The sequence below is a fragment of the Catenulispora acidiphila DSM 44928 genome (assembly GCF_000024025.1).
Taxonomy (GTDB): Bacteria; Actinomycetota; Actinomycetes; order Streptomycetales; family Catenulisporaceae; genus Catenulispora; species Catenulispora acidiphila.
The window spans coordinates 9895823-9917975 of sequence record NC_013131.1; the positions used below are offsets into that span (position 1 = coordinate 9895823).

Annotated in this window: 13 protein-coding genes and 2 pseudogenes; 9 read left to right on the forward strand and 6 right to left on the reverse strand. The window is 67.4% G+C overall.

Going from position 1 to position 22153, the window contains the following annotated elements; all coding sequences use genetic code 11:
- Positions 1-8: 8 nt before the first annotated feature.
- From CACI_RS42150 to CACI_RS42180, 7 genes are all read left to right on the forward strand, one after another.
- A complete protein-coding gene (locus tag CACI_RS42150) occupies positions 9-5828 on the forward strand; it encodes a WXG100-like domain-containing protein (RefSeq protein ID WP_015797077.1) in 5820 nt (1939 codons plus the stop codon).
- Positions 5829-5831: 3 nt separating this feature from the next.
- Positions 5832-7505, forward strand: coding sequence for a hypothetical protein (locus CACI_RS42155; RefSeq protein ID WP_015797078.1), 1674 nt, complete (start codon positions 5832-5834; stop codon positions 7503-7505).
- Positions 7498-7863 (forward strand): hypothetical protein, encoded by a 366-nt coding sequence (locus tag CACI_RS42160; protein WP_015797079.1) that lies wholly within the window; start codon positions 7498-7500, stop codon positions 7861-7863. Before CACI_RS42155 ends, CACI_RS42160 begins: the two co-directional genes overlap by 8 nt.
- Before the next feature lie 114 nt (positions 7864-7977).
- Complete coding sequence (locus CACI_RS42165) at positions 7978-9192, forward strand: glycosyltransferase (RefSeq protein ID WP_015797080.1); 1215 nt, start codon at positions 7978-7980, stop codon at positions 9190-9192.
- A gap of 192 nt (positions 9193-9384) precedes the next feature.
- Positions 9385-10740 carry a collagen-like triple helix repeat-containing protein gene (locus CACI_RS53990; RefSeq protein ID WP_015797081.1) on the forward strand — a complete coding sequence of 452 codons (1356 nt, stop codon included), beginning with the start codon at positions 9385-9387 and terminating at the stop codon, positions 10738-10740.
- A 172-nt stretch (positions 10741-10912) separates the two neighbouring features.
- Complete coding sequence (locus CACI_RS42175; RefSeq protein ID WP_015797082.1) at positions 10913-11533, forward strand: TetR/AcrR family transcriptional regulator; 621 nt, start codon at positions 10913-10915, stop codon at positions 11531-11533.
- Positions 11521-12675, forward strand: a complete 1155-nt coding sequence (locus CACI_RS42180; RefSeq protein ID WP_015797083.1) for an FAD-dependent oxidoreductase — start codon at positions 11521-11523, stop codon at positions 12673-12675. The genes CACI_RS42175 and CACI_RS42180 overlap by 13 nt, the downstream gene beginning before the upstream one ends.
- 71 nt (positions 12676-12746) lie before the next feature.
- On the opposite strand, the pseudogene CACI_RS54605 reads toward CACI_RS42180, so the two are convergent.
- From CACI_RS54605 to CACI_RS48775, 3 genes and pseudogenes are all read right to left on the reverse strand, one after another.
- A pseudogene (locus CACI_RS54605) lies at positions 12747-13487 on the reverse strand (winged helix-turn-helix domain-containing protein); the annotation flags it as partial.
- A gap of 61 nt (positions 13488-13548) precedes the next feature.
- On the reverse strand, positions 13549-14040 hold the full coding sequence (locus CACI_RS42190; RefSeq protein ID WP_263053458.1) for a very short patch repair endonuclease: 492 nt from the start codon (positions 14038-14040) through the stop codon (positions 13549-13551).
- Positions 14041-14094: 54 nt separating this feature from the next.
- Positions 14095-15159 (reverse strand): helix-turn-helix transcriptional regulator, encoded by a 1065-nt coding sequence (locus CACI_RS48775; protein ID WP_085953896.1) that lies wholly within the window; start codon positions 15157-15159, stop codon positions 14095-14097.
- On the opposite strand from CACI_RS48775, the gene CACI_RS48780 reads away from it, so the two are divergent.
- On the forward strand, positions 15140-16309 hold the full coding sequence (locus CACI_RS48780; RefSeq protein WP_015797086.1) for a DNA cytosine methyltransferase: 1170 nt from the start codon (positions 15140-15142) through the stop codon (positions 16307-16309). The genes CACI_RS48775 and CACI_RS48780 overlap by 20 nt on opposite strands.
- Before the next feature lie 395 nt (positions 16310-16704).
- Positions 16705-17445, forward strand: a pseudogene (locus CACI_RS54610) (winged helix-turn-helix domain-containing protein); the annotation flags it as partial.
- 226 nt (positions 17446-17671) lie between these two features.
- On the opposite strand, the gene CACI_RS50760 reads toward CACI_RS54610, so the two are convergent.
- The 3 genes from CACI_RS50760 to CACI_RS42210 all read right to left on the reverse strand — a co-directional run bounded on the left by CACI_RS50760 (position 17672) and on the right by CACI_RS42210 (position 22119).
- Complete coding sequence (locus CACI_RS50760) at positions 17672-19009, reverse strand: PIN-like domain-containing protein (protein ID WP_015797087.1); 1338 nt, start codon at positions 19007-19009, stop codon at positions 17672-17674.
- Between the two features lie 447 nt (positions 19010-19456).
- Positions 19457-20734 (reverse strand): ISL3 family transposase, encoded by a 1278-nt coding sequence (locus CACI_RS42205; protein WP_015797088.1) that lies wholly within the window; start codon positions 20732-20734, stop codon positions 19457-19459.
- A gap of 158 nt (positions 20735-20892) precedes the next feature.
- A complete protein-coding gene (locus CACI_RS42210; protein WP_015797089.1) occupies positions 20893-22119 on the reverse strand; it encodes an IS110 family RNA-guided transposase in 1227 nt (408 codons plus the stop codon).
- Positions 22120-22153: the final 34 nt, after the last annotated feature.

A 22153-nucleotide genomic window follows, 5' to 3' on the forward strand; every position in this document is an offset into this window, starting at 1 on the left:
GAGGGCCGATGTCCGTCCCGCAGTTCGTCCCACCCTGGGGCTGGGCCCAGGAGATGCTGGGGCTGTCCTGGCCGCAAGGCGACGAGGACGCCTTGCGCCGCTGCGGCACGGCATGGCAGGAGGCGTGCGACTCGCTGCTGAACGCCGCCGGCTACGGCAACGACGTGGTCTCGAAGGTGAACTCCGCGATCACCTCGGTGTCCTGCGACGAGTTCAACAACTACTGGTCGAAGTACGTCAAGGGCGACGGCATCCTGGAGCAGCTGGCCGGGCAGTGCGCCGCGATGGCCAACTACGCCGACGCCGCCGCCCTGCAGATCGAGGCGACGAAGATCTCCGAGAACGTCGTCGCGGTCATCCTCTACATCCAGATCATCGAGGCGCTGGCGGAGATCGCCGCCACCTTCGGCCTGGACACCCCGCTGGTCGCGGCGCAGATGGCGGCGGAGCGGTGGGCCGCCCAGAGCGCGCTGCGCATGCTTATCAAGGGCCTGATCGAGGCGCTGGCGTTCACCCTGCTGCCGGACCTGATCTCCGAGACGGTCCAGATGGTCGAGGGCCACCGCGGCTGGGGCGACTACGACGGCTCGCTGCTGCTGCACGACTTGGAGCACGGCATCCTGCTCGGCGGCCTGTTCGCGCTGCCGGGCCTCGGCGGGCAGTTCGCCAAGCGCTTCGACCTGGCGATGCCGGGCATCGCCAAGCCTTTGCTGGACAGCTCCTTCGCGAACAACCCGTTCGTCCGCAAGGGCGCGGGCGCCGTCTACGGCGGGCTGTCGATGGTCGGCGGCAACGTGGCGACCTACTACACCGATCAGGGAATCCAAGACCTCGGCGTCAAGAACTGGGCCGGCGGGGAGCAGGGTCCGTTCGCGAACTGGCAGAAGTCGTTCATGCAGGGCATGTTCCTCGGCGGCATCCACGGCGCCAAGGACCTCGCGAAGGACCACATCACCACCCCGCGGATGACGATCGACACCACCGGCGGCGACAACCTGGTGGTACACCGCTACGGCGGCGCCATCGACCCGAACGGCGCCGACGGTCTGACCGTCTACCGGACCGGCGCGGATCCCTCCGAGCAGCCCGCGCTCGTCGGACGCGGCAGCTTCGACGGGAACTCCGGGACACTCAGCGTCCGCGACAAGAACGGCGTCAGCACCGACTACCAGGCGGTGCGTGCGCAGACGCTGGACCGCGGCGGCAACGCGACGGGCAGCGTCACGTACAGCCCTTCGGACAGCGGCGGTTCCTACGAACCGGCCGGCGTCGTCTCCCACGGCGGCGGCAAGGGTCCGCTGCCTTCCGGCGTATCAGAGCTCTACGACCCGAACGGCCAGCATCAGGGCACGACGGTACGCAACGCCCCCGCGCCCGACTCGACGGCCACGCCGGTCTACGATCCGGCCAGCCGCCCGGTCGACCCCGGCGCCGCGCACGTCTTCCAGACCGGCAAGGATCCGGTGGTCGTCGTCTCCGGTGACGGACAGACCGTACCGGCCGGCTTCAACCGTCCCCTGGGCCCGAACGAAGCCGCCGTCTACGACTACAACTCCGGCCACCTGCAGGAGGTCCACACCTACCCCGGCGACAACCCGATCCCGCCGGGGCATCAGGCTGTGTTCAACGCGGACGGCTCGTTCCGGGGCGTCCAACCGCTCAACGACTTCATGCGCCCGCAAGGCGTTCCCGGCGACCTGTCCTCGGCGCACACGCGCGCCGCCAGCGGGATCGGCCAGGAGAACCCGGCTTCCACGGCCGTGGACCCAACCGCGGTTCCCGGCAACATCACCCAGGACGCCACCTTCCACGGCCAGAACGACCTGGAGCGCTACCAGCAGCAGTACGCCGCCGAACATCAGCAGGCGCAGACGCTCAGCGACCAGGCCCAGCGGTTCGAAGCCCAGCTCGGCGGCAAGGCGGAGACGGACCAGACGCTCACCGCGCTGGCCGAGGCGCAGCTCCAGCGGGAGCTGGTCGGCGCCGGCGCCGCTCAGGCCGCCGCGGTGACGACCGCCGGCAGCCGCGCGCACGACCTATCGGGCCTGACCGGCGGTGAGCCCAGAGGTACGAACGGCTCCGGAAACCGTGGCGGGCGCTCGGATTCCGGCGGCGGAGGCAGCGAGCGCGGGACCGGCAGTGGTAGCGACGGCAGCAACGACGGCAGCGGCGGACACGGTCCCACTGACCCCACCGACCCCGCCGACCGGCTCAGCCACGCCGTCCCCCCGACCCACCGCGTGGATCCGAGCCTGGCCGACGACCACCGTCCGGCGGACCCGCTCGACCTCCCCGAGCAGTCCGGCTGGGCCCGGCGCGTCTACGACTCGGTACGCCGGAACCCGCAGGACATCGAAGCGATCGCCGAGCACCTGGCGCCGGTCCCCCGCGAGGACGGCGGCACCGGCTACACCCCCGAAGAGATCACGCAGATCCGCGAGCACCTCTTCCTGACGCCGCACGACCTCGGCGACGGACGCCCGACCCCGCTCGAGGAGGACCCCGCGGTCGCCGCCGCCTGGCAGCGGCTGTCCACCGGCCGCTCCGAGCCGCTGGACCTGGTGCTGCTGGACCACACGCTGGCCGCGGCGCGCTACCGTCAGGCCCACCCGGACGCGTCGCACGCCGAGGTCCACAACGAGGCGAACAAGGCAGCCGCCTGGGAGACCAACCCCGATCAACCAAGGGACAGCCATGGCGATCCTGGCGTACTTCGAGAAGGCGGCCGAGGATCCGCGGATGATCCGCTATCGCTGGGGCGGCAGCCCGACCGCGTTGGACAGGGAACTGGTCATGGAGAAGGAGACCGCGCGCCTGCTCCCGAGCGACCAGCCGCCGACCATCCAGCTGATGGCCACCGCGAGCAAGATCTACCGGCTCAAGCGGGACACCGGCCAGTGGCCGGTGCGGGGCATGACGGCGAGCTGACGGCTCCGGCGGCGGACCGTCCCGCGCACATCACCTCCGTCGCCGGCGAAGGCGACCACCTCGTCCTGGACGTCACCGACGGCGACCGGAGCGCGCAGATCCGGTTGGACGCCACGGATTCCGGGCTTGTCGTGAGCACCCTGGACACCAACGGCGACATCCTGCGCCGGATGGCCGCCTCGGCCGACCCCGAGGCGGGGACCTTCACGATCTTCGCGCACGCCGACGGCGACGGCATCGTCGTCGACGGCATGCGCGTGCCGTTCGCCGACCTCGCCGACCACCTCGCCGGCGTGCCGAAGGACGTCCCGATCCGGCTCTACGGCTGCGAAGCCGCTGACGGCGCGGCCGCACTGGCCCGGGCCACCGGGCACGACGTCGTCGCCTCCGACGCGCCGGTCTGGATGGACCGCCGGGGCACCGTGGTCGCGACCGCGCACCAGGTCGACACGCCCTACGGCCCGCGCCCCGAACTCGTCGACGACGGAACCGGCTCCGGCCACCTCACCGGCGACGGGACGTGGAAACTCGCGCACCCGACCGGCGACGGCCACGTCGAGACCCGCGACCTGCCGCCCGGCGACCCGTTGCGCCCGCCCTCGTCAACGTTCGACGAGACCGGCGACGTGCTCCGGCTGGCCGGTGACGAGAAACGCGCGCCCTGGGGATTCAAGCAACTCCGGCGCATCGACCGCGAAGGATCGATGGAGGAGTCCACCCACTTCGAGAAACAGGTCGGCGCCGCGGACTTCAACGATCCGGCGGTACTGGACCAGGCCCGCCAAGCGGTGCGCGACCTGCGGACAGCGCTCAGGACGCTTAACGACAAGCTCCCCGAAGAGTCCCAGGCGGACTTCGAGCACCGGGTCGACAGCGTCTTCCTCAGCGACAAGGAAGCGAACGCCGGCAACGTCGGCACGCACGTCTCGGTCGACACGCTGCTGGAAGACGGCGACGTCCGGGAGACCGTGACAGCCCTCTACAACGCCTTCTATCTGAACTACGACCGCCCGGAAGTCTTCAAGAACGCGGTCATCCGCGTCGCCGACGCCGGGGACTGGAGCCGGCTGCAGGACGCCGGCGTGCACCTGGACAACCTGCGGACCCGGCACCAGCAGCTCAACAGTCCCCTGCGACGCGCCCTGCGCGTCCTGGAAACCGGTCCCCTCGGCCGCAAGCTCCTCGGCGCGGCCGACCGCCGCCTGTTCGACCGCGACCCGGTGGCGACCGGCAACGTGCAGCTCGTCTCCGACCACCCGGTGAAGAACCTGATCAGCTCGACCCAGAGCCAGAAGGGCCGCACCGACCGGGAGGACGCGGCCGATCGCGCGCTCACCGCGCAGGACTACGCCGACATGGGAGTCCCCCTGGGCCGGCTGTCCCGCGACTTCGTCCAGCCGCACATGGACCAGCCGGTCGACGACCCCGGCGCCAAACTGCCCTGGCGCGAGGGCGGGACCATCCACGAGACCAAGAGCGCGTGGACCGAATCCGCCGAGAACGCGGGCCTGCCCACGGTCGACGGCATCTCCCTGACCACCACCAAGATGCTCACCGCGACCGAGATCCTGGGCCTGGATCCGGCCGAGCGCGAGCAGTTTCTCAAGGCCCTGATGGCCTGGATGCTGCCCGGCCGCGACCACTCGCTCTACGAGATGGCGCTCGGCGCGCAAATCGCCGGATCCGGTCCGCTGGCCGGCGGACGCATCGGGGACAGGCCGGACCCGGTGGAGTTCTACCGCCGGGTCCTGGACTGGCACGGCGAGTCCGGGCCGAGACCCGACATCCCCCTGCCGCACCAGACCCACTATCAGCGCCTCGCCACCGATCCGGCGGGGTTCACCGAGGCGCAGCACAACCGTGCCGACGTGCCCGAGCTGAACGAGCTGGTCCACGAGGTGTGGCAGCAACTGTCCGACGGCCACATCACCGACGGTCACATCACCGACGGGGAGTCGCCGACCGGGCAGCTGCCGGAGCACACACCGCCGAGCGCGGACAGCACAGGCGTCCCGGACCACACGCTGCACGCCTGGGCCGTGCGCAACGGCATCGACCCCAACGACCCGGAGGCGGTGCGCGCGGCGGTCGCGGGACTGTCCGAGTCGCACGTCACCGCCCTGGCGGTCTACACGACCCACAGCCACATCGCCATCAACCACGCCTTCTCAGTGGAGTCGGTCACCGGAAAGCTGCCCTCGGGGTTGTCGGACGCTGTCGTCCGCACCGAGTTCAACCACACGGCGACGGCAGCGGTCCGGCGCTATCTGTCCGACATCGCCAAGGGCGAGAACCCGGGCCGGCTGCCGATTTCCCTGCGGCCGATCATCCACACCGGTGCCGAGCCGCTGAACAAGGACTCGCCACTGACTCCGGAAGCGCAGCGGTGGATCGACGGCGCCAAGGACGATCGCGCCCAGGCGTGGACCGGCATCAATGAGCAGGTGGGCCAACGCCTGCCCGCGCTGTACGACGAGATCCTGTCCCACACCGACATGCTCACCGAGGCACTGCACCACCTGCCGGCGATCGGCAGTCCGGAGCACCCGGTGCTGGTCTTCCGCGGCGACAAGGTCAACCTGCTGAGCAAGGGCCGCTACGCCGGACAGTCCACCAACCGGCAGGTGCTCAGCCTCAGCCCGGACCAGGACACGGCGGTCAGCTTCATCGAGCTCAACCACAGCAGCGGCACGCCGACCCTGATCGTGTACGAACTCACCGGCAAGAACGCCCGCGACCTGTCGCCGTTCACGGTCTACCGGGGCACGCGGGAGTACGTGTTCCCGCCTGGCGCGCGGACCCGGCGGGTCACCGATCCAGCGCGGATCGCGGCCGTCAAGGAGCAGGTGTCGGACGGTCTGCCGCCCGGATGCGAGATCATCGTCATGGAGGAGGGCTGATCCATGACTGAGCAGGGACCCGCGGACGGTGCGGACGACGGCGTGCAGGACACCGCCGCCGACCGCCGGCGGACGCTGTCGACCGTCCACCGCCTGGTCGCCGACCTCTCCGCGCAGCTGCCCGACCCGCTGGTCGCGCAGGTGCGGGACTGGCTCGGCCGCGAGGACGTCGTCGGCATCGCCGAAGTACTCGTCACCTCCGCGATCACGCTCGGCGTGAGTGTGACGCCGAAGCAGGCCGAGACCCTTGCCGCGCTGCCGGCCGCTCCGGGTCGCCGCTCCGGCCTCCCGCCTGAGCTTCGGGTGTCCCTGGACGCCGCTGCGCCGACGCTCCCTTCCTTCGAGCCCGGACCGCCTGTCGACGACACCGATCGCGCCGTCGTGGCAGCCGTGTTCCGCAGCCCGAAGACGGCTGCGATCCACCGCTCGACGAGGTCGGCGGACGGCGAGGAAACCCACCGCGTCTATCTGATCGAGGCCGGAACCGACGCCGAGGTGTGGCAGCTGGCGGCCGAGGCGCAGCGTGCGCTCCAGGCGCGAGGCGTGCAGGCGCCGCGGGTCGAGGCGTACTGGTCCGACGAGACGCCGACGGGATATCAGCAGGCTGCCCTGGCCGCCTCCCTGCCGCTGTGGACGCGTCCTGACCTGCCGACGCGCGGACCGTCGTTGTTCGGCGCGGCGATCGACCGGCAGCGCGCCGCGCGGGTGAGCGAGTGGTTCCAGTGGGAGAGCGAAGTCTGGGGCACGATGACCCGGCTGCACCGCCTGCTGCTGCGGCTGGCGCCGGATCTGTCCGTCGAGCCGCTGGCCGCGCTGCGGCGCGCGCTCGCTGAAGGCGAGTTGGCGAAGTTCGCCGTCGATCTCTGCGCGGTCCTCGCCGAGTCCGGTCTGGCGCTGAGCCCGTCCGAGGTCGCGCTGCTGCGCGAGATCCCGCGCCAGATCGAAGAACCGGAGCTGGATCTGTCGGCGCTGGACCGGATTCCGGTCGGCGATGCCCCGGAGCCGGTGACCGGATTCGACCTCGGCCCGGCGCCGGACGACGGCTTGGACGCCGCGCCGACCGTGGTGATGATGATGGCCGCGCAGCCCGGCGTGGTGCAGGTGTGGCGGGCTTGGCGCGGCAGCGGGATCGCGGCCGTGCCGGTGTTCCTGATCGAGGTCGAGCCCGGGCTGGCCGCCTGGGACGTCGCCTTCGACGCCCACCTGGCGCAGGCTTCGGCCGGTCCCGCGCACGTCGAGGTGTTCTGGACCGGCGAACCGCTGCCGGACTTCCACCTAGAGGCGCTGCGGGTCGCCGATCCGCTGTGGATCGCCACGCTGGAGGAGTCGCCGCACACCGGCGGCATCCGGACGACCGGTGTCTACGACTTCGCCGACGCCGACGGCGTGCCGCGCTTCGCCGACGACCACGTCCGCCTGCCCGACACCGCCGAATGCGACCGGCTGGCGGCGCGCATGATCGCCGGTGACGTCGTGGTGCGCAGCGACATCGCGGCCGAGGACGTGATCGATCCGGGACGCGGCCGCGTCGTCCCGCAGGACCACCGCACCGACGGCGAATGGATCTGGCGCGCCTCAGCCGCCTACTATCTGGCCGAATACCAGCTCGCGCCGCACCCGGACCTGCTGGGACACCTGCGGCGGATGGAACGAGGAGCCGAGAACGCCGATGCCTGAGCCCATCCACATCGCACGGGTTTCTGTGGATAACGGCGCGGCGGGTCCCCGGCTGGAGGACGCCGAACGCGAGCGCGTCGCCGCGTTCCTGGCCGCCGGCGCCCCGATCCTGCTGACGACAGCGCTGGGTCAGGACAAGCTCGATCCGGCGCGCGGCACGGTCGTCGGCGCCTCGTTCCGGACCGACGGGACGTGGGTGTGGAGCGACGGCGTCGAGTACTACGTCCGGGTGCACGGCGTGGCGCCGGAAGACGCTCTGCTGCTCTGGATCAGAGGGCAGGACTACCGCTGCGCGACGCCGGACGAACCGGCGCAGGACCTCGCGCTCGACGCGCTGTGGGCGTCGTTCCGCTCCTGACATCGCGACACGCCCCATGACGCGGGCAGCTCCCCTCCTGCGCATAGTCCGGGTTGCGGGGCATTACGGTATGCGTACATAACGGACATACCGCCCGCGAGAAGGGACGCCGCTGTGAGCAAGCCCTCGCCTGCCCAGCTGCCGACGATCCTGCCGGGCCCGCGGCCCGATGGTGTGGACGAGTCGGCGACCCGCGACGACCAGGACCGCGCCGCCAACGCGGCGGCGCTGCGGGTCACGCGGCGGGCGTCGATCTGCGTGTGCATGATCGTGAAGAACGAGTCGGCGGTCATCGAACGCTGTCTCGCCTCGCTGCGCGGGCTCGTCGACTACTGGGTCATCTCCGACACCGGCTCGACCGACGGCACGCAGGACCTGATCCGCGCGGCGATGGCGGACGTCCCCGGCGAGTTGCACGAGGACCCTTGGCAGGACTTCGGCCACAACCGCTCGCTCAACCTGGAGCACGCTCGCGGCAAGGCCGACTACCTGCTGCTCATCGACGCGGACATGGTCCTGCGCCAGGAGGGCGAGCTGCCGGAGCTGAGCGCGGACTCCTACATGATCCGCCACAGCGGGGACCTGGAGTACCGCAACAAGCGGCTGGTCCGCGGCGACCTGCCCTGGCGCTACGTCGGCTCCACGCACGAATACCTCACCACCGACCGCCCCGACCGCGAACTCCACCTCGACGCGCTGCTGGTCGACCACTTCGCGGACGGCGGCTCGCGCGCCGACAAGTTCGAGCGCGACGCGCGCCTGCTGTCCGCGGACCTGGAACGCGACCCGCGCAACGCGCGCACGGTGTTCTACCTGGCTCAGACGCGGCGCGATCTCGGCGAGCGCGAGGCGGCCATCGGCTTGTACCGGCGGCGAGTGGCGTTGGGCGGCTGGGCCGAAGAGGTGTATTTCTCGCTGCTCCAGATCGGTGAGCTGACCGCGGACGCCGGCGCTTGGGCGGCGGCGATGGAGACGCTGATCGAGGCTTGGGAGTACCGGCCGCAGCGGCTCGAGGCGTTGTACGAGCTGACGTCGCGCCTGCGGCTGCGGGGTCAGTATCAGGCTGCTTACGCGTTCGCCAACGCCGGAATCGGGGAGCCGCAACCGGATGACGTCTTGTTCGTCCGTCCGTGGGTGTACCGGTGGGGGTTGTTGTTCGAGCTGTCCATCAGCGCGTACTGGGTCGACGACTTCATCGGATCGGTGCGTGCCTGCGACAAGCTGCTCGCGATGCCGGATCTCCCGGATCTGCACCGGGAGCAGACGGTCGCCAATCGCGAGATGTCCCGACAGCGCCTCAAGGAATCCCGTCGCTCATATGACGAATGAACGGTTCGTGGCGGGTGCGCGACACCTGCCGACAGGGCTCTGCCAGGCCACTTCAAGTCTGCTCTGACCTCGACATATCGGCCGAGTGAGTGAGAATCCGCCGATACCGTTTCGGCGGATTCCAATTTCGGGAAATGAGCGGCTGAGGCCGCTCGTGCCTGCACCTTCATTACCGAAAGGGTTAATTCCAGCATGTCGCAAGACTCTCAGAAGTCCGTGGGGGCCCTCCAGAAGTGCGTCATGGTGACCACCGGCTTGACGGTGCTCGCCGGTGCCACGCTGACCGTCGTCGGCGTTCGCCCCGGCACGGCACACGACCACCACACCCGCACCGAGGCCGCCGCGCGCACCGTACCGCTCAGCGTCGCCGCCTTCTCGGCGCCGCCGGCGGCGAAGGTCACGCGGATCGCGGACACCACGACGCTCAGCGCCGCCGTGCACCCCCCGCTGCACCAGGCCGCGGTCCAGCACACGATGCCGCACGCGGTGCACCACGCGGCGGCTCAGCACGCGGTCCCGCACGCGTTCGCCCCGAAGGCGGACGGCATGCCGCTCCCCCCGCGCCCGCCGGCGCACGTCTTCGTCCCGCGGCACCACGCGACGCACCCGCACGCGCACCACCCGATGGCGCACAAGGTGTGCCACCACAAGCCGCACGAGAAGTGCGAGTGCGTCGGCAAGCCGGGTCCGACCGGCCCGCGCGGGCCGGTGGGACCCATGGGGATGAAGGGCGACACCGGAGCCACGGGCCCGACGGGTCCCGGCGGCGGCGCGACCGGGCCGACGGGCCCGACGGGCGCCACGGGCGCGACCGGTGCTACTGGCGCCACCGGGGCAACCGGGGCGACGGGCGCTACCGGGGCAACCGGCGCAACGGGCGCGACCGGAGCCACTGGAGCGACCGGCGCCACGGGCGCTACCGGCGCGACCGGGGCAACCGGCGCGACCGGCGCGACCGGAGCGACCGGAGCCACTGGAGCGACCGGCGCCACGGGCGCTACCGGGCCGACCGGGGCAACCGGCGCAACGGGAGCAACGGGAGCCACCGGCGCTACCGGGGCAACCGGCGCTACGGGAGCCACCGGGGCGACCGGCGCGACCGGCGCGACCGGGGCGACCGGGGCAACCGGGGCAACCGGCGCGACTGGCGCCACCGGAGCCACCGGAACCACCGGCGCCACCGGTCCCGCCGCCCCGGACATCGACCTCGTCTTCCACAGCGAGTCGGCCGCCGAGCAGGTCACCCTCTTCAACAACGTCCTGAACTACCGCCTGGTCAACGGCAGCGGCACTCGCGGCGCGGCCCAGCCGCTGTCCACGCTCGCCAACTACCCGGGCACCGCCGCCGACAACGTCGTCGACGTCTCCGAGGCCATCCAGCACGACACGCTCTTCGTCGACGTCGTCACCGCCGGCGGCCACGCCGCCGAACTCGTCTGCACCCTCAGCGGGTCCCGCGGCCTCGACAACGGCGCCACCCCGGCCGTCGCCTGCAACTCGGGAACGACGGCCGCCCCGGTCTACTGGGTCACCATCCCGTTCCCGTAGACCAGACCCGCGCACCACTCGGCCCCGTCGCATCCGCGGCGGGGCCGTTTCTGGCTTCGCCGCTGGTATCAGTGGCATGGCTCGCTCCACCGAAGAGACGCCTGCCTCAGTAGGCTGTCCGATAAGAAATGAAATCCTCTCTTAACTTCCCCGGGCCGCTAAGCTGAGACCCGTGACCGACCAGGCGCACCATCCCCGGCAACGGCGCCACGGCGAAGAGCTGGAAGCCGCCCTCCTGGAAGCCGCGTGGCAGGAACTCGTGGAGACCGGCTTCACCAAACTGACCATGGAGTCGATCGCCACCCGGGCGAAAACCGGTGTCGCCGTCCTCTACCGCCGCTGGCCCAACAAGGACGACATGATCCTGGCCGCGATCCGGCACTACGGCACGACCCATCCCGTCGCGGTCCCCGACACCGGCAACCTCCGCGACGACATGGTCGCCTTCCTCACCGGCGTCAGCGTCTCCCGCGTCAGCTTCGCCGCCATCATCAGCGCCACCTTCGCCGGCCTGCGGGACAGCACCGGCATGACCCCCGCCGAACTCCGCGAACGCGTGATGTCCAACGCCTCCCGCTGGTCAGAGCAGCTCCTCGCCCGCGCCCAGGACCGAGGCGAGATCGACCTGGACGCCATCCCTCCGGCGGTCCTGTCGATGCCGTTCGACCTCATCCGGCACGAAATGCTGATGACCTACAAGCCGATCGCCCCGGAGCGCGTCATCGAGATCGTCGACGACCTGTTCATGCCCCTCGTCACGATCAACCGGAGGAAGAACGAGTGCGCGTCCTGATCATCGGCGGCGGCATCGCCGGCACGGCCGCCGCCCTGGCCCTGCACCAAGCAGGCTTCGCACCCGCGATCCACGAGGCCCACCCCGACCACGGCGAGGACCTCGGCGCCTTCCTCACCTTGGCCAGCAACGGAATGCGCGCCCTCGGCGAACTCGCCGCCGCCGAACCCGTCGCCCACCGCGGCTTCCCCCTGACCCGCCTCCGCCTGATCGACGCCACCGGCACCGAACTCACCAACGCCCCACTCGGCGAACCCGACGACCCCCTGACCCGCTACCGCTGCCTACGCCGCGCGGACCTAGCCGCGGCACTCCAGCAGGAGGTACGGCGCCGAGGCATCCCGATCACCCGCGGCGCACGACTCAGCTCCCTGACAGAGGACGCGGCGAGCATCACCGCGACGTTCGCCAACGGACAGACCGCCACCGGCGACCTCCTCCTCGGCGCCGACGGCCTGAACTCGACCACCCGCTCCCTGATCAGCCCAGCGCAACCGCACTACGCCGGCCAGCGAGTGTTCTACGGCTACACCACCGAAGCCACCACCATTGCCAACACCGCAGCATCCCAGCACCCTGACTCGATCACCATGATCCGCGGCAGCAAGACAGCCTTCGGCTACGCGTGCTCACCTTCCGGCGAGATCTTCTGGTTCGCCCGCGTCTCCAGTCCCCCCGCGTCACCCGACGAAATCGCCACGACCACCCCCGCCGCATGGCGCGACTACCTCGCCCCACTCCTGCGCCCCGACACGACCCCCGCCGCAGACATCGTCGAAGCCACCCCCGACCAACTCATGGTGACCAACGCCGTCGACCTGCCCCCGGGCATGCGCTGGCACACCCCGCGCGCAGTGCTCATCGGCGACGCCGCCCACGCCGCCTCCCCCGCCACCGGCCAAGGCGCCTCCATGGCCCTAGAGGACGCAGTCATCCTCGCCAAGGCCCTCCGCGACACCCCAACCACCACAACCGCCCTCACCAACTTCGACCGCCTCCGCCGCCCCCGCGTCGAGCACAACATCGCCGCCAGCGCAGCACTAAGCGCCGGCCGTCCCCCATCCGGCCAGCCACCAACGCTCACCAACGAGGAGCTGACGCGCCAACTCGCTTGGACGACGCCATTGCCTGTCGACTACTGAGGTTTAAGGGTTGATGTCGTCATGGTGGTGTCGGCGTGAGTGCGAGCCGGGTTTCGGTCAGTGGCGTCGCGTAGCAGGTCGCGGTAGTCGGTCCAGGCGAAGCTCTTGCGGCCGTCGGTGCGTCGGTCTGGGGCCGGGGGGGTAGATCAGCCTGGATCGCTCACCGGGTTTGTAGCAGGTCAGTGCTGCCACTGACAGGCGCCGTCGAGAGCGGCCGGGCATGTGCACGACCGGTGTCTGGCCGCGGCGGGACCAGGTGCGGGCGGTCGGCGTCATGGAGAACCCGGCTTCGTCCTCGAAGACCGGCCAGGCGTCCAGCGCCGCCCGGGTGTTTCCACCTGCGGCCATGTGTCCTTCACCCAGCCGGCGATCCCGGCCTCGTCACAGTTCCACGGTCCGGCGCGCAGGCACCTGGTGCGACCAGCCATTGCGCACCAGCAGGTAGTACATGCCCTGGACGGTATAGGACTTGTGGAACCGGCGCCCGATCACCGTCTTGATTCGGCTCAGGGTCCAGGTCTGGTCCAGCCAGCAGTGCGCGACCGGGCCGCGTTCCAGATCGGCCTCCAGCACCGCGAACTGCTCGGCGGACAGTTGCGGATAGTTCGGTGGGCCCTTGGAGGCCAGTGCCGCCAGGCCGCCGTGCACCCAGGCGGCCCGCCAGCGTTGGACGGAGCGCATGTGCACTCGCAGCGCCTTTGCGATCACCGCGTTGTCGTCCCAGCGGCGAACCGCTCGCCAGCCTCCATCCGGAGCTGCTCCCGCACCGCTCGACGCTCGGCGGTCAACCCGCCACCTTGCGCATACCTCACACAAAACACGTACCGCCGAACCGAGGAGCTGTCAGCACTCGACGACACCACCCTTTAAAGCTCAGTAGCTGTTGGCCATGAGAGCCCGACGTTCTGTTACAGTCTCGATAATGCGATCGACGGTCTCCATGACGTCTTCATGCTCCCACACTCGGATGACGACCCAACCGGCGTCTGCGAACAGGGCATCCGTCTCCCGGTCACGCGCCTGGTTGCCTTTGACCTTCTTGGCCCAGAACTCCGCGTTCGCCTTAGGCGTGGTGTAATGCGTGGGGCAGCCGCGCCAGAAGCAGCCGTCGAGGAAGACCGCGACCTTCACCTTGGTGAAGGCGATGTCGGCCGAACGCCGGACCCCCTTGAGTGGCTCGTATGCGACACGGTAGCGCAGTCCACGGGCGAATACAGCGCGACGAAGGGCAAGTTCGGGTCGGGTATCGCGACTCCGATTCAAACGCATGATTGCACGCGCTGCATCGCTTGATGCCCACGAACCTGCCAGCTTCCCATGGGTGAGAACGGTAGCGTTAGCGTTTCTTGGTGACTGAGTCCGCAACAGTGCGGACAGGCTCTCCAGAATGACGATCGGCGAAGTGTCGATTATGCCGCGTTACCAGAGCGAATCCTTGGGGACCTCGCCGTAGGGTCCGATTCGCGACGCATATGGCAGAAGCTCGGGAACATAATAGATTCGCATCATCCCGAGAAGCGAATCGTTTCTTATCTGAGCAGTCTTGCCGCTGTCGCCTGCGGTACTGCTGACGGCGAAATCTTCCTCGCCCAGCGATCCGGCTCGAACCTCCCAAATCCATGCCGTATCACCCCTTGATTCCTTTCCGCGCCGATACCTGCCGTCACGATCCGCAAGGACGTAGCGAAACGTAATGTATGTGCCAGCTTTTGGTAGATGACCTTTAGGGCGATTCGCCTCGAGCGCGGTCTTTAGCTCAAGATCTGGAAGCCCATCACGCAGTGGGACAAGATCAGGAAAGGCGTGAGGGCGGTTACGCATGTATGCTCCGGCAGACGCGCTGGCCAATCCCGCCCCCAGCAAGTTTCCAATCATCGACGACAGGTTTGCGAGTTCGACCAGTCGAGACATCGGAGGTGAATCTTTCGCAATCAGCTCATCGTCTATCAGATCCATAGTTTCATATGTAGATTCGACAGCGGACAGGACTGCATCGACGCCCATCCCGGTCAGTTTCCTGAATACCGCATCATTGCTGGCGTGCGACAGGCTAACCATCCGTTTCGGCGTCCGCTGATGAATGACGACTGCGCCCGAGGGTGTCTGCCTATCTCCCGTGGGATTGGTCAGCGTCTCCTCGCGTTCTGCATACGCAATCAAGTCCGAGAGCCGCATCCCGAACGCGCTTGCAATCATAGCCGCCGAGGTCAATGACAAAAGCCGTTCGCCGCGTTCGATGAGCCCAATGGATGTCCGATGAAGGCCTGCTCGATCAGCCAAGTCATCGAGGGTTAGCCCTTCGGCTCGGCGCAGTTCGGCCACGGCGCGAGCCACAGCTCGCGCCGTGGCCGCATCTTGATCTTGCTGGCTGCTCGGATCCACCATGGTGACGGTAGGCGATCGTGTAGCATCTCGCCACGAGACGATAGTCTCCACCGGATCGACCCATACGGAGGCAAGCGTGATGACGAGTTTGAAGGTCATGGATCTGTTCTGTGGAACCGGCGGCTTCTCAAAGGGCTTTGAGAAGACGGGATCCTTTGAGGTCGTTTACGGGATCGACATCCTGCCTCTGTCCGTGGCGACCTTCCAGCTAAATCATGAGGCTGCGCTGGCCCTTTCGGGCGATATCCGCAAAGTTAGACGATCGGAAATTGCGGAAAAGCTCAACCTGGCGCGCGATGAGGTTGATGTGATCATCGGCGGGCCACCATGCCAAGGGTTTTCGTCGATCCGACCCAATCGCTCGACAAACTACGACGATCCACGCAACACTTTGTTTGAGGAGTTCGCTGCGTATGTAGGATACTGGCGTCCCCGTGTTTTCGTGTTTGAAAACGTGGTCGGACTAGCGACTCATCAAAGGGGGGTTGACCTTGATGCGATTCAGGAGTCGTTTTCGCAGCTTGGATATACAACCGACTGGAGGATCTTGAATGCGGCACACTTTGGCGTACCGCAAAAACGCGAGCGACTTATTCTTCTTGGCGCCCAGCAGGGTGTCAAGCTCAGATGGCCGAGGCCGACGCACCATGGCAACTTCAGGACGATTGGGCATCAGGACCCAGCTCGGCTATTGCGCCCCAGCCAACCAGATCTCTTCAGCGATAGCAGTAGCGAACTGCCAGCAGCTCTGACTGTTCGAGATGCCATTGATGACCTGCCACCGATTGGAAGTGGAGAAGCTGCTGAACGCTACGACCGACCTGCGCGTACCGATTATCAGCGCGAACGCAGAGGTGACGTAGCGGAACTTACTTGGCATTGCGCTACTCGCCACAGTGACAAGATGATGGAGATTATCAAGCACTCGGGACCAAATATCTCGTACATCCCGAAGCATTTGATTACCAGCGGATTTTCGAGTTGCTACTCGCGCCTCGAAGCTGACGAAGCAGCGCCAACGATAACCGTCAACTTCGTTCACCCCGCATCGAACAAGTGTATCCATCCGAATCTCGATCGAGCCCTGACCCCGCGTGAAGGCGCACGCATTCAGTCATTCGACGATAACTTTCGGTTCGCCGGCACTAACCGTAACGCCGTTGCCAAGCAGATTGGGAATGCTGTTCCTCCGCTCTTGGGGAAGGTGATCGGGGATGCGGTAGCGGAAATGTTGGGTGCTGGTTTGTAGGAGCGCCGCGTTACGCAGTGGTAGCCCTTCATGTCGTTCAGCAGGAAGGGCTACTAAGGAAAGGGTTGACGTTTCCTGGCGTCGGGCAAAGGCCCGGGCCGGGTCAACCTGCCGAGATGATCGCGGTCCGGCCTGTACCGCACGCGCCTGATCTACCGGGCGATCCCCTATGGTGTAGACCATTTTGAGTGACCTGTCTTGGTTACTGAGCTCCCCGTGCGTAGCCGCGAGGCTACGCTGGAAAATATGTGTGTCGGTGCCCTGATACAGAGGCAGATCGCCGCGCTTAGAGTCGCTAACTCAGTCGTTGGACGTGTCTGAAGGTGATTACTGAGCTTTAAAGGGTGGTGTCGTCGAGTGCTGACAGCTCCTCGGTTCGGCGGTACGTGTTTTGTGTGAGGTATGCGCAAGGTGGCGGGTTGACCGCCGAGCGTCGAGCGGTGCGGGAGCAGCTCCGGATGGAGGCTGGCGAGCGGTTCGCCGCTGGGACGACAACGCGGTGATCTCAAAGGCGCTGCGAGTGCACATGCGCTCCGTCCAACGCTGGCGGGCCGCCTGGGTGCACGGCGGCCTGGCGGCACTGGCCTCCAAGGGCCCACCGAACTATCCGCAACTGTCCGCCGAGCAGTTCGCGGTGCTGGAGGCCGATCTGGAACGCGGCCCGGTCGCGCACTGCTGGCTGGACCAGACCTGGACCCTGAGCCGAATCAAGACGGTGATCGGGCGCCGGTTCCACAAGTCCTATACCGTCCAGGGCATGTACTACCTGCTGGTGCGCAATGGCTGGTCGCACCAGGTGCCTGCGCGCCGGACCGTGGAACTGTGACGAGGCCGGGATCGCCGGCTGGGTGAAGGACACATGGCCGCAGGTGGAAACACCCGGGCGGCGCTGGACGCCTGGCCGGTCTTCGAGGACGAAGCCGGGTTCTCCATGACGCCGACCGCCCGCACCTGGTCCCGCCGCGGCCAGACACCGGTCGTGCACATGCCCGGCCGCTCTCGACGGCGCCTGTCAGTGGCAGCACTGACCTGCTACAAACCCGGTGAGCGATCCAGGCTGATCTACCCCCCCGGCCCCAGACCGACGCACCGACGGCCGCAAGAGCTTCGCCTGGACCGACTACCGCGACCTGCTACGCGACGCCACTGACCGAAACCCGGCTCGCACTCACGCCGACACCACCATGACGACATCAACCCTTAAACCTCAGTAAACAGCGGCGTACCACCGGCGGAGGTCGCCAAGCGCGCCAGCCACACCATCGAGATGCTCTTCCGAACGTACGCCAAGTGCGTCGTCGGGCAGGAGGACCTGGCGAACCACAGGATTGAGGAGGCGCTGGGCGAGCCGGACCCCGACATCTAGCCCTCCTCTTGATCCGCCTCGGCCACCTCCTCTGAAAGCTGCAAAATCAGCGGTACTACCGATGGGTGAACTCGGAACCCTGCCGCTTGGACGTAGCTAAATGCCGGATCATAGACCGTCTCCAGGATGTCCACCGCGTTCGGCGAGATGATTCCGAGACGGCGAAACTCCTTCGCGATTCGGCTAACCGGACGAGTGAAGCCCTTGAGTTGACGTTCCTCGGCGTAACCCCCAAGGCCGTAGACAGCTTCTCGACTCGCAATGCCGTCATTCTCAGCCGCCCACCGGATGACAGATACACGTTCCCCGTAGCCTTCGTCCTCAAGGTGGTAAAAAAGCTCCTGAAGCGCGTCTGTGGACCATCCTCCAAAATCGAGGTCCTCAGCGTGCAGCCGGTTAACTCGCTCGACGTCTTCAATCGAGCCCTCGCGAACCTCGACGTCAAGCGAGAGACCGGCAATTTCAAGAAGACGGCTTGGCTGCATCATGTACAGGTGTCCACCACCCCGAACCAGAAGCTCTTGTACAAGCTCCAGGCGTGGGCCCCTTGTTTGCCCGCGGTCGCGCCGCCACCAGTCCTCCTTGACGTCCCCTGTCACGAACAACACGTCAGAGCCCTGACGACCGGCTTCGATCAAAACCTGTTCCCACACAAGGTAATCGCCAGCCGCGTTGTCGCCGTCTTTCGCCTTATCCATATATCCGGGAGGCCGACGATCCTTAACACGCTGCAGTCCTTCCTTGACGGCTCGCTCGTACTCCTCGCCGTTAAGGGCTACACCAACGCGACCGTCTAGAAGAGTAGTCAGCTTTAGGATCACCGGATCGTCATTTGTATTCCAACGCCCCCGTGAACCCGCACTGGCCAAACCTTTGATGGCTCCTTCAGCAACGTCGAAGCTCTCGCTAAGATCATCGCAAAGCTTCGAAAGCTCCTCAGCTGGCAGCGCCACACGATGGCCCCAGTTCCGAATCGCACCGAGCGCTTGCACGCGGAGTTTTGCTAGCTCACCGGCCGTATTGGCTGCACTGGTCTCAGGGTCGCTGAGCGCTGACTCGCGGTTTCGCCAGAACTCCACGAGGACTTGGTGCGGAACCCACAGTCGGTCGCCAAGTTTCGTAAGAACAGAGAGGAGGTCCTCCCGAGCCTCCTCCGTGTAACGGTAGAGGTTGAGGAGAACATTCGCGTCCGGGACCACCAACCCGCTCGCGAGAACCGCTTGATAGTCGGCGTCAGTTGGCGTGCGGTATCCCTCGAAACCGTCGAACAGTCCTCCCTGTTTGGCGGGTACGGGGTTCCTGGGCTCGGCAGCGTCACCATCCAAAACCGTCACGCTTCATCGTCTCGCACAGCCCAGCCCTCTGTCTGTATGACACGTAGACCCAGGCCTCCAAAGGCGAACACGGACGGCACGCTCCGGTGCTCGACTGAGACTGCGGTGCATCCGGCAGACCGCCGACGGAGGTCGCACAACGCGCCTGGCCTCACTATCAAGATAGCGCTACGGACGTACATCAAGTACGTCTTCAGTCAGGAGATCCTCGCGAACCAGCGGATCGAAGCCGCACTCGGCGAGTCGGACCCTGACCTCTGAGGCCGCGCCTTACCGCTCGCACGGATTTCGCACACGGCGAGTCGTATCCGGTGGGCGACAGTGATAGCCAGTGGGGAAGGCCGCGCAGGCTCAGAGCGTCCAGAAACCGGCCCTGACCCGCGCTCCAAGCCAACGACAAGGCCCGTCGCGGTTCGCCGCGACGGGCCATTTTTCGGCGCCCCTGACTTATCCGTGGGTTGTTCGGCCGGGTAGTTGGGGTCGGTGGCCGCTGTGGGCGAGCAGGGCGAGGGCGATGAGGGCTTCGGGGTTGGTGAAGCCGTAGGCGGTGCGGGTGATGCGTCGGATTTTGGTGTTTATGGATTCGATCAATGCGTTGGATAGGTTGTGGTCGAGGGCGTTGTCGATCTCGGTGCGGTTGCGTTTGATGGTGGAGGCCAGCTCCACGAACGCAGGGATGCGGCAGCGCACTGCCCAGGACAGCCATCGGTCCAGGGCGGTTTTGCCGGCGGCGCCTTTGATTTTGAAGACGTGGCGTAGTCCTTCTTTGAGCAGGTAGGCGCGCCACAGGGCCGGGTCGGTTTTGGCGATCCAGGTGAGTTTGTGGTGTTGACTCGTGGTGAGGTCTTCAGGGTTCTTCCACAAGGCCCAGCGGGCGCCTTTCAAGACGCGGGCTGCACCGGTGGAGTTGCGGCCGGTGCGGTTGGTGTCGCGGGCGCGGCCGGCGGCTGTGTTCCAGGCCTGGCGGCGCACCGTGTCTAGGGCTTTGGTGGCCCAGGCCACCACATGGAAGGCATCGGCGCAGCGGATCGCGCCGGGGCAGTGGGTGCGGACCGATTTGGCGATCCATGGGGCGGCGTCGGCGGACACGTGCGTGATCGCCACGCAGCGTTCAGGACCCAAGGCATCGAAGAACTCATCCACCGTCTCGGTGTCCCGGCCGACCCCGGCCCACAACAGCCGCCCAGTGTCGTGGTCCACCACCATGGTGAGGTAGCGCTGGCCCTTCTTGTAGGAGATCTCATCGATGCCGATCCGGGACAGGTTCGCGAACCGGTCGGTGCAGGCCTCGATGTCGGCCCACACCCGGGTGATGATCGCCCCCACCGTGCGCCAGGCGATCCGTGCCAAAGTGGCCACCGTGGTTTTGGAGGCGTTAGTTGCCAGCCACGCGATGTGATGATCGAAGTCGGCGGTGTGTCCGGCCCCGGCCCGCGCCCACGGAATGTGGCAGGTCACCACACCACAATCGCGGCAGGACACCCGGGGCGCCTCGGCCACGATCCACACCATCAACACCCCGGCATCCATGTGCCGCCACCGCCGCCGGCTCGTACCCTGGTCATACCGCGGGCAGCGACGCAGACAGCGCCCGCACCGCCGGGAAGCCGCCGCTTTGATCCGGACCTGGACCACGATCTGCCCCGAGGTCTCATCGACATCCACGGACTCGATCACAGCATCCGCCAAACCGAGCAACGCATCCCATAAGCTCTTGTTTCGCACGCCGCACTCCGAACCCTCCGTTTTGAACCTTCAGCAGTCCAAAACAGTAGGTCAGAGACGGCGTGCACCCATTTCCCGACACACCCACAACCCACGGATGAGTCAGAGGCGCCCATTTTTCATACTTGTGGAGCCAAGACATCCCTGAAATGAATGTGTCAAGCAGCCACAGTTTTGGCCTGGTTTGCCCAGGCGGTGGCCTCGTCGTAGAGGGTGCCGTGCTTGAGGCAGCCGTGCAGGATGCCGACGAGCCGGTTGGCGACCTGGCGCAGCGCGGCGTTGTAGCCGGCGCCGCGTTCGCGCTGCTTGTCGTAGTAGGCGCGGGCGCCGGGCGAGGAGACGATGGCTTTGGACGCTTGGAACATCAGGGCATCGATGAGCCGGTCGTTGTGCACGTAGCGGGCGGCCACGACGCGTTTCTTGCCGGAGGCTCGGGTGATCGGGCTGGTGGCGGCGTAGTTCTTGCGGGCCTTGGCATCGACGTAGCGGTCGGGGTCGTCGCCGAACTCTGCGAGCACCCGGGCGCCGATGATCGGTCCCAGACCGGGCTGGGAGACGATGATCCTAGCGGCCGGGTGCTGCCCAAAATGGGCCGCGACCTCCTGCTGGAGGGCGTGGGCTTGGGCGTCGACCACGGCCAGGACGGCGGTCAGGGCCCGCACGGAGGCGGCGTAGGCCGCGGTCACCGCCGGTGGCTGCCCGAGGTGCTGGGCGCGCAGTGCGGCCTGGATCCACTCGGCCTTGGCCTGCACGTCGCGGCGCCGGGCGCGTTTGAGCGCGGCGGCAATCTGCGACTTCGACAGCCGGGCGGCCGAGGCCGGGTCGGGCGCTTTGGCCAGCAGCTCCAGCGACTCGGGGGCGTCCAGGTCCTCGAAAGCGGCCAAGGCGGCGGGGAAGTAGTCACGCAGGACGTGCCGCAGCCGCTGGGTGTGCCGGGTGCGTTCCCAGATCAGGGTCTTGTGGGCCCGGGTCACCACCTTGATCGCCTCGGCCAGATCCGAATCGCCTGCGACCGGACGCAGCTGGTGACCGTCGGTGCGGACCATGTCGGCCAGCATGTGCGCGTCGCCGGCGTCGCTCTTGGCCCCAGATACCGCGCGGCGTTCCCGGTAGCGGGCCGCAACCAGCGGGTTCACCGCCAGCACCGTGTACCCGGCGGCGATCAGCGCGCCGACCCACGGGCCGCGGTCGGTCTCGATGCCGACCACCACTTCGGTGTCGTCCTCGGCTGCCTCGCCGAGTGCCTTGCCGACCAGCTCGTGCAGTTTGGCGATCCCGGCCACGCCCTCCGGAATCCGGGCCTTGACCAGGCGCTTGCCGCGCTCGTCCATCAGCTCCACGTCGTGGTGGTCCTCGGCCCAGTCGTCGCCGATGAACAGCCGCACAGCCCCTCCCTCGTCCGACCCATCACTTCGGCAG

Excerpts from the sequence above, each read along its gene's own strand:
- CACI_RS42150 (WP_015797077.1), top strand. The coding sequence starts at position 9 with ATGTCCGTCCCGCAGTTCGTCCCACCCTGGGGCTGGGCCCAGGAGATG.
- CACI_RS42155 (WP_015797078.1), top strand. The coding sequence starts at position 5,832 with ATGACTGAGCAGGGACCCGCGGACGGTGCGGACGACGGCGTGCAGGAC.
- CACI_RS42160 (WP_015797079.1), top strand. The coding sequence starts at position 7,498 with ATGCCTGAGCCCATCCACATCGCACGGGTTTCTGTGGATAACGGCGCG.
- CACI_RS53990 (WP_015797081.1), top strand. The coding sequence starts at position 9,385 with ATGTCGCAAGACTCTCAGAAGTCCGTGGGGGCCCTCCAGAAGTGCGTC.
- CACI_RS48780 (WP_015797086.1), top strand. The coding sequence starts at position 15,140 with ATGACGAGTTTGAAGGTCATGGATCTGTTCTGTGGAACCGGCGGCTTC.
- CACI_RS48775 (WP_085953896.1), bottom strand. The coding sequence starts at position 15,159 with ATGACCTTCAAACTCGTCATCACGCTTGCCTCCGTATGGGTCGATCCG.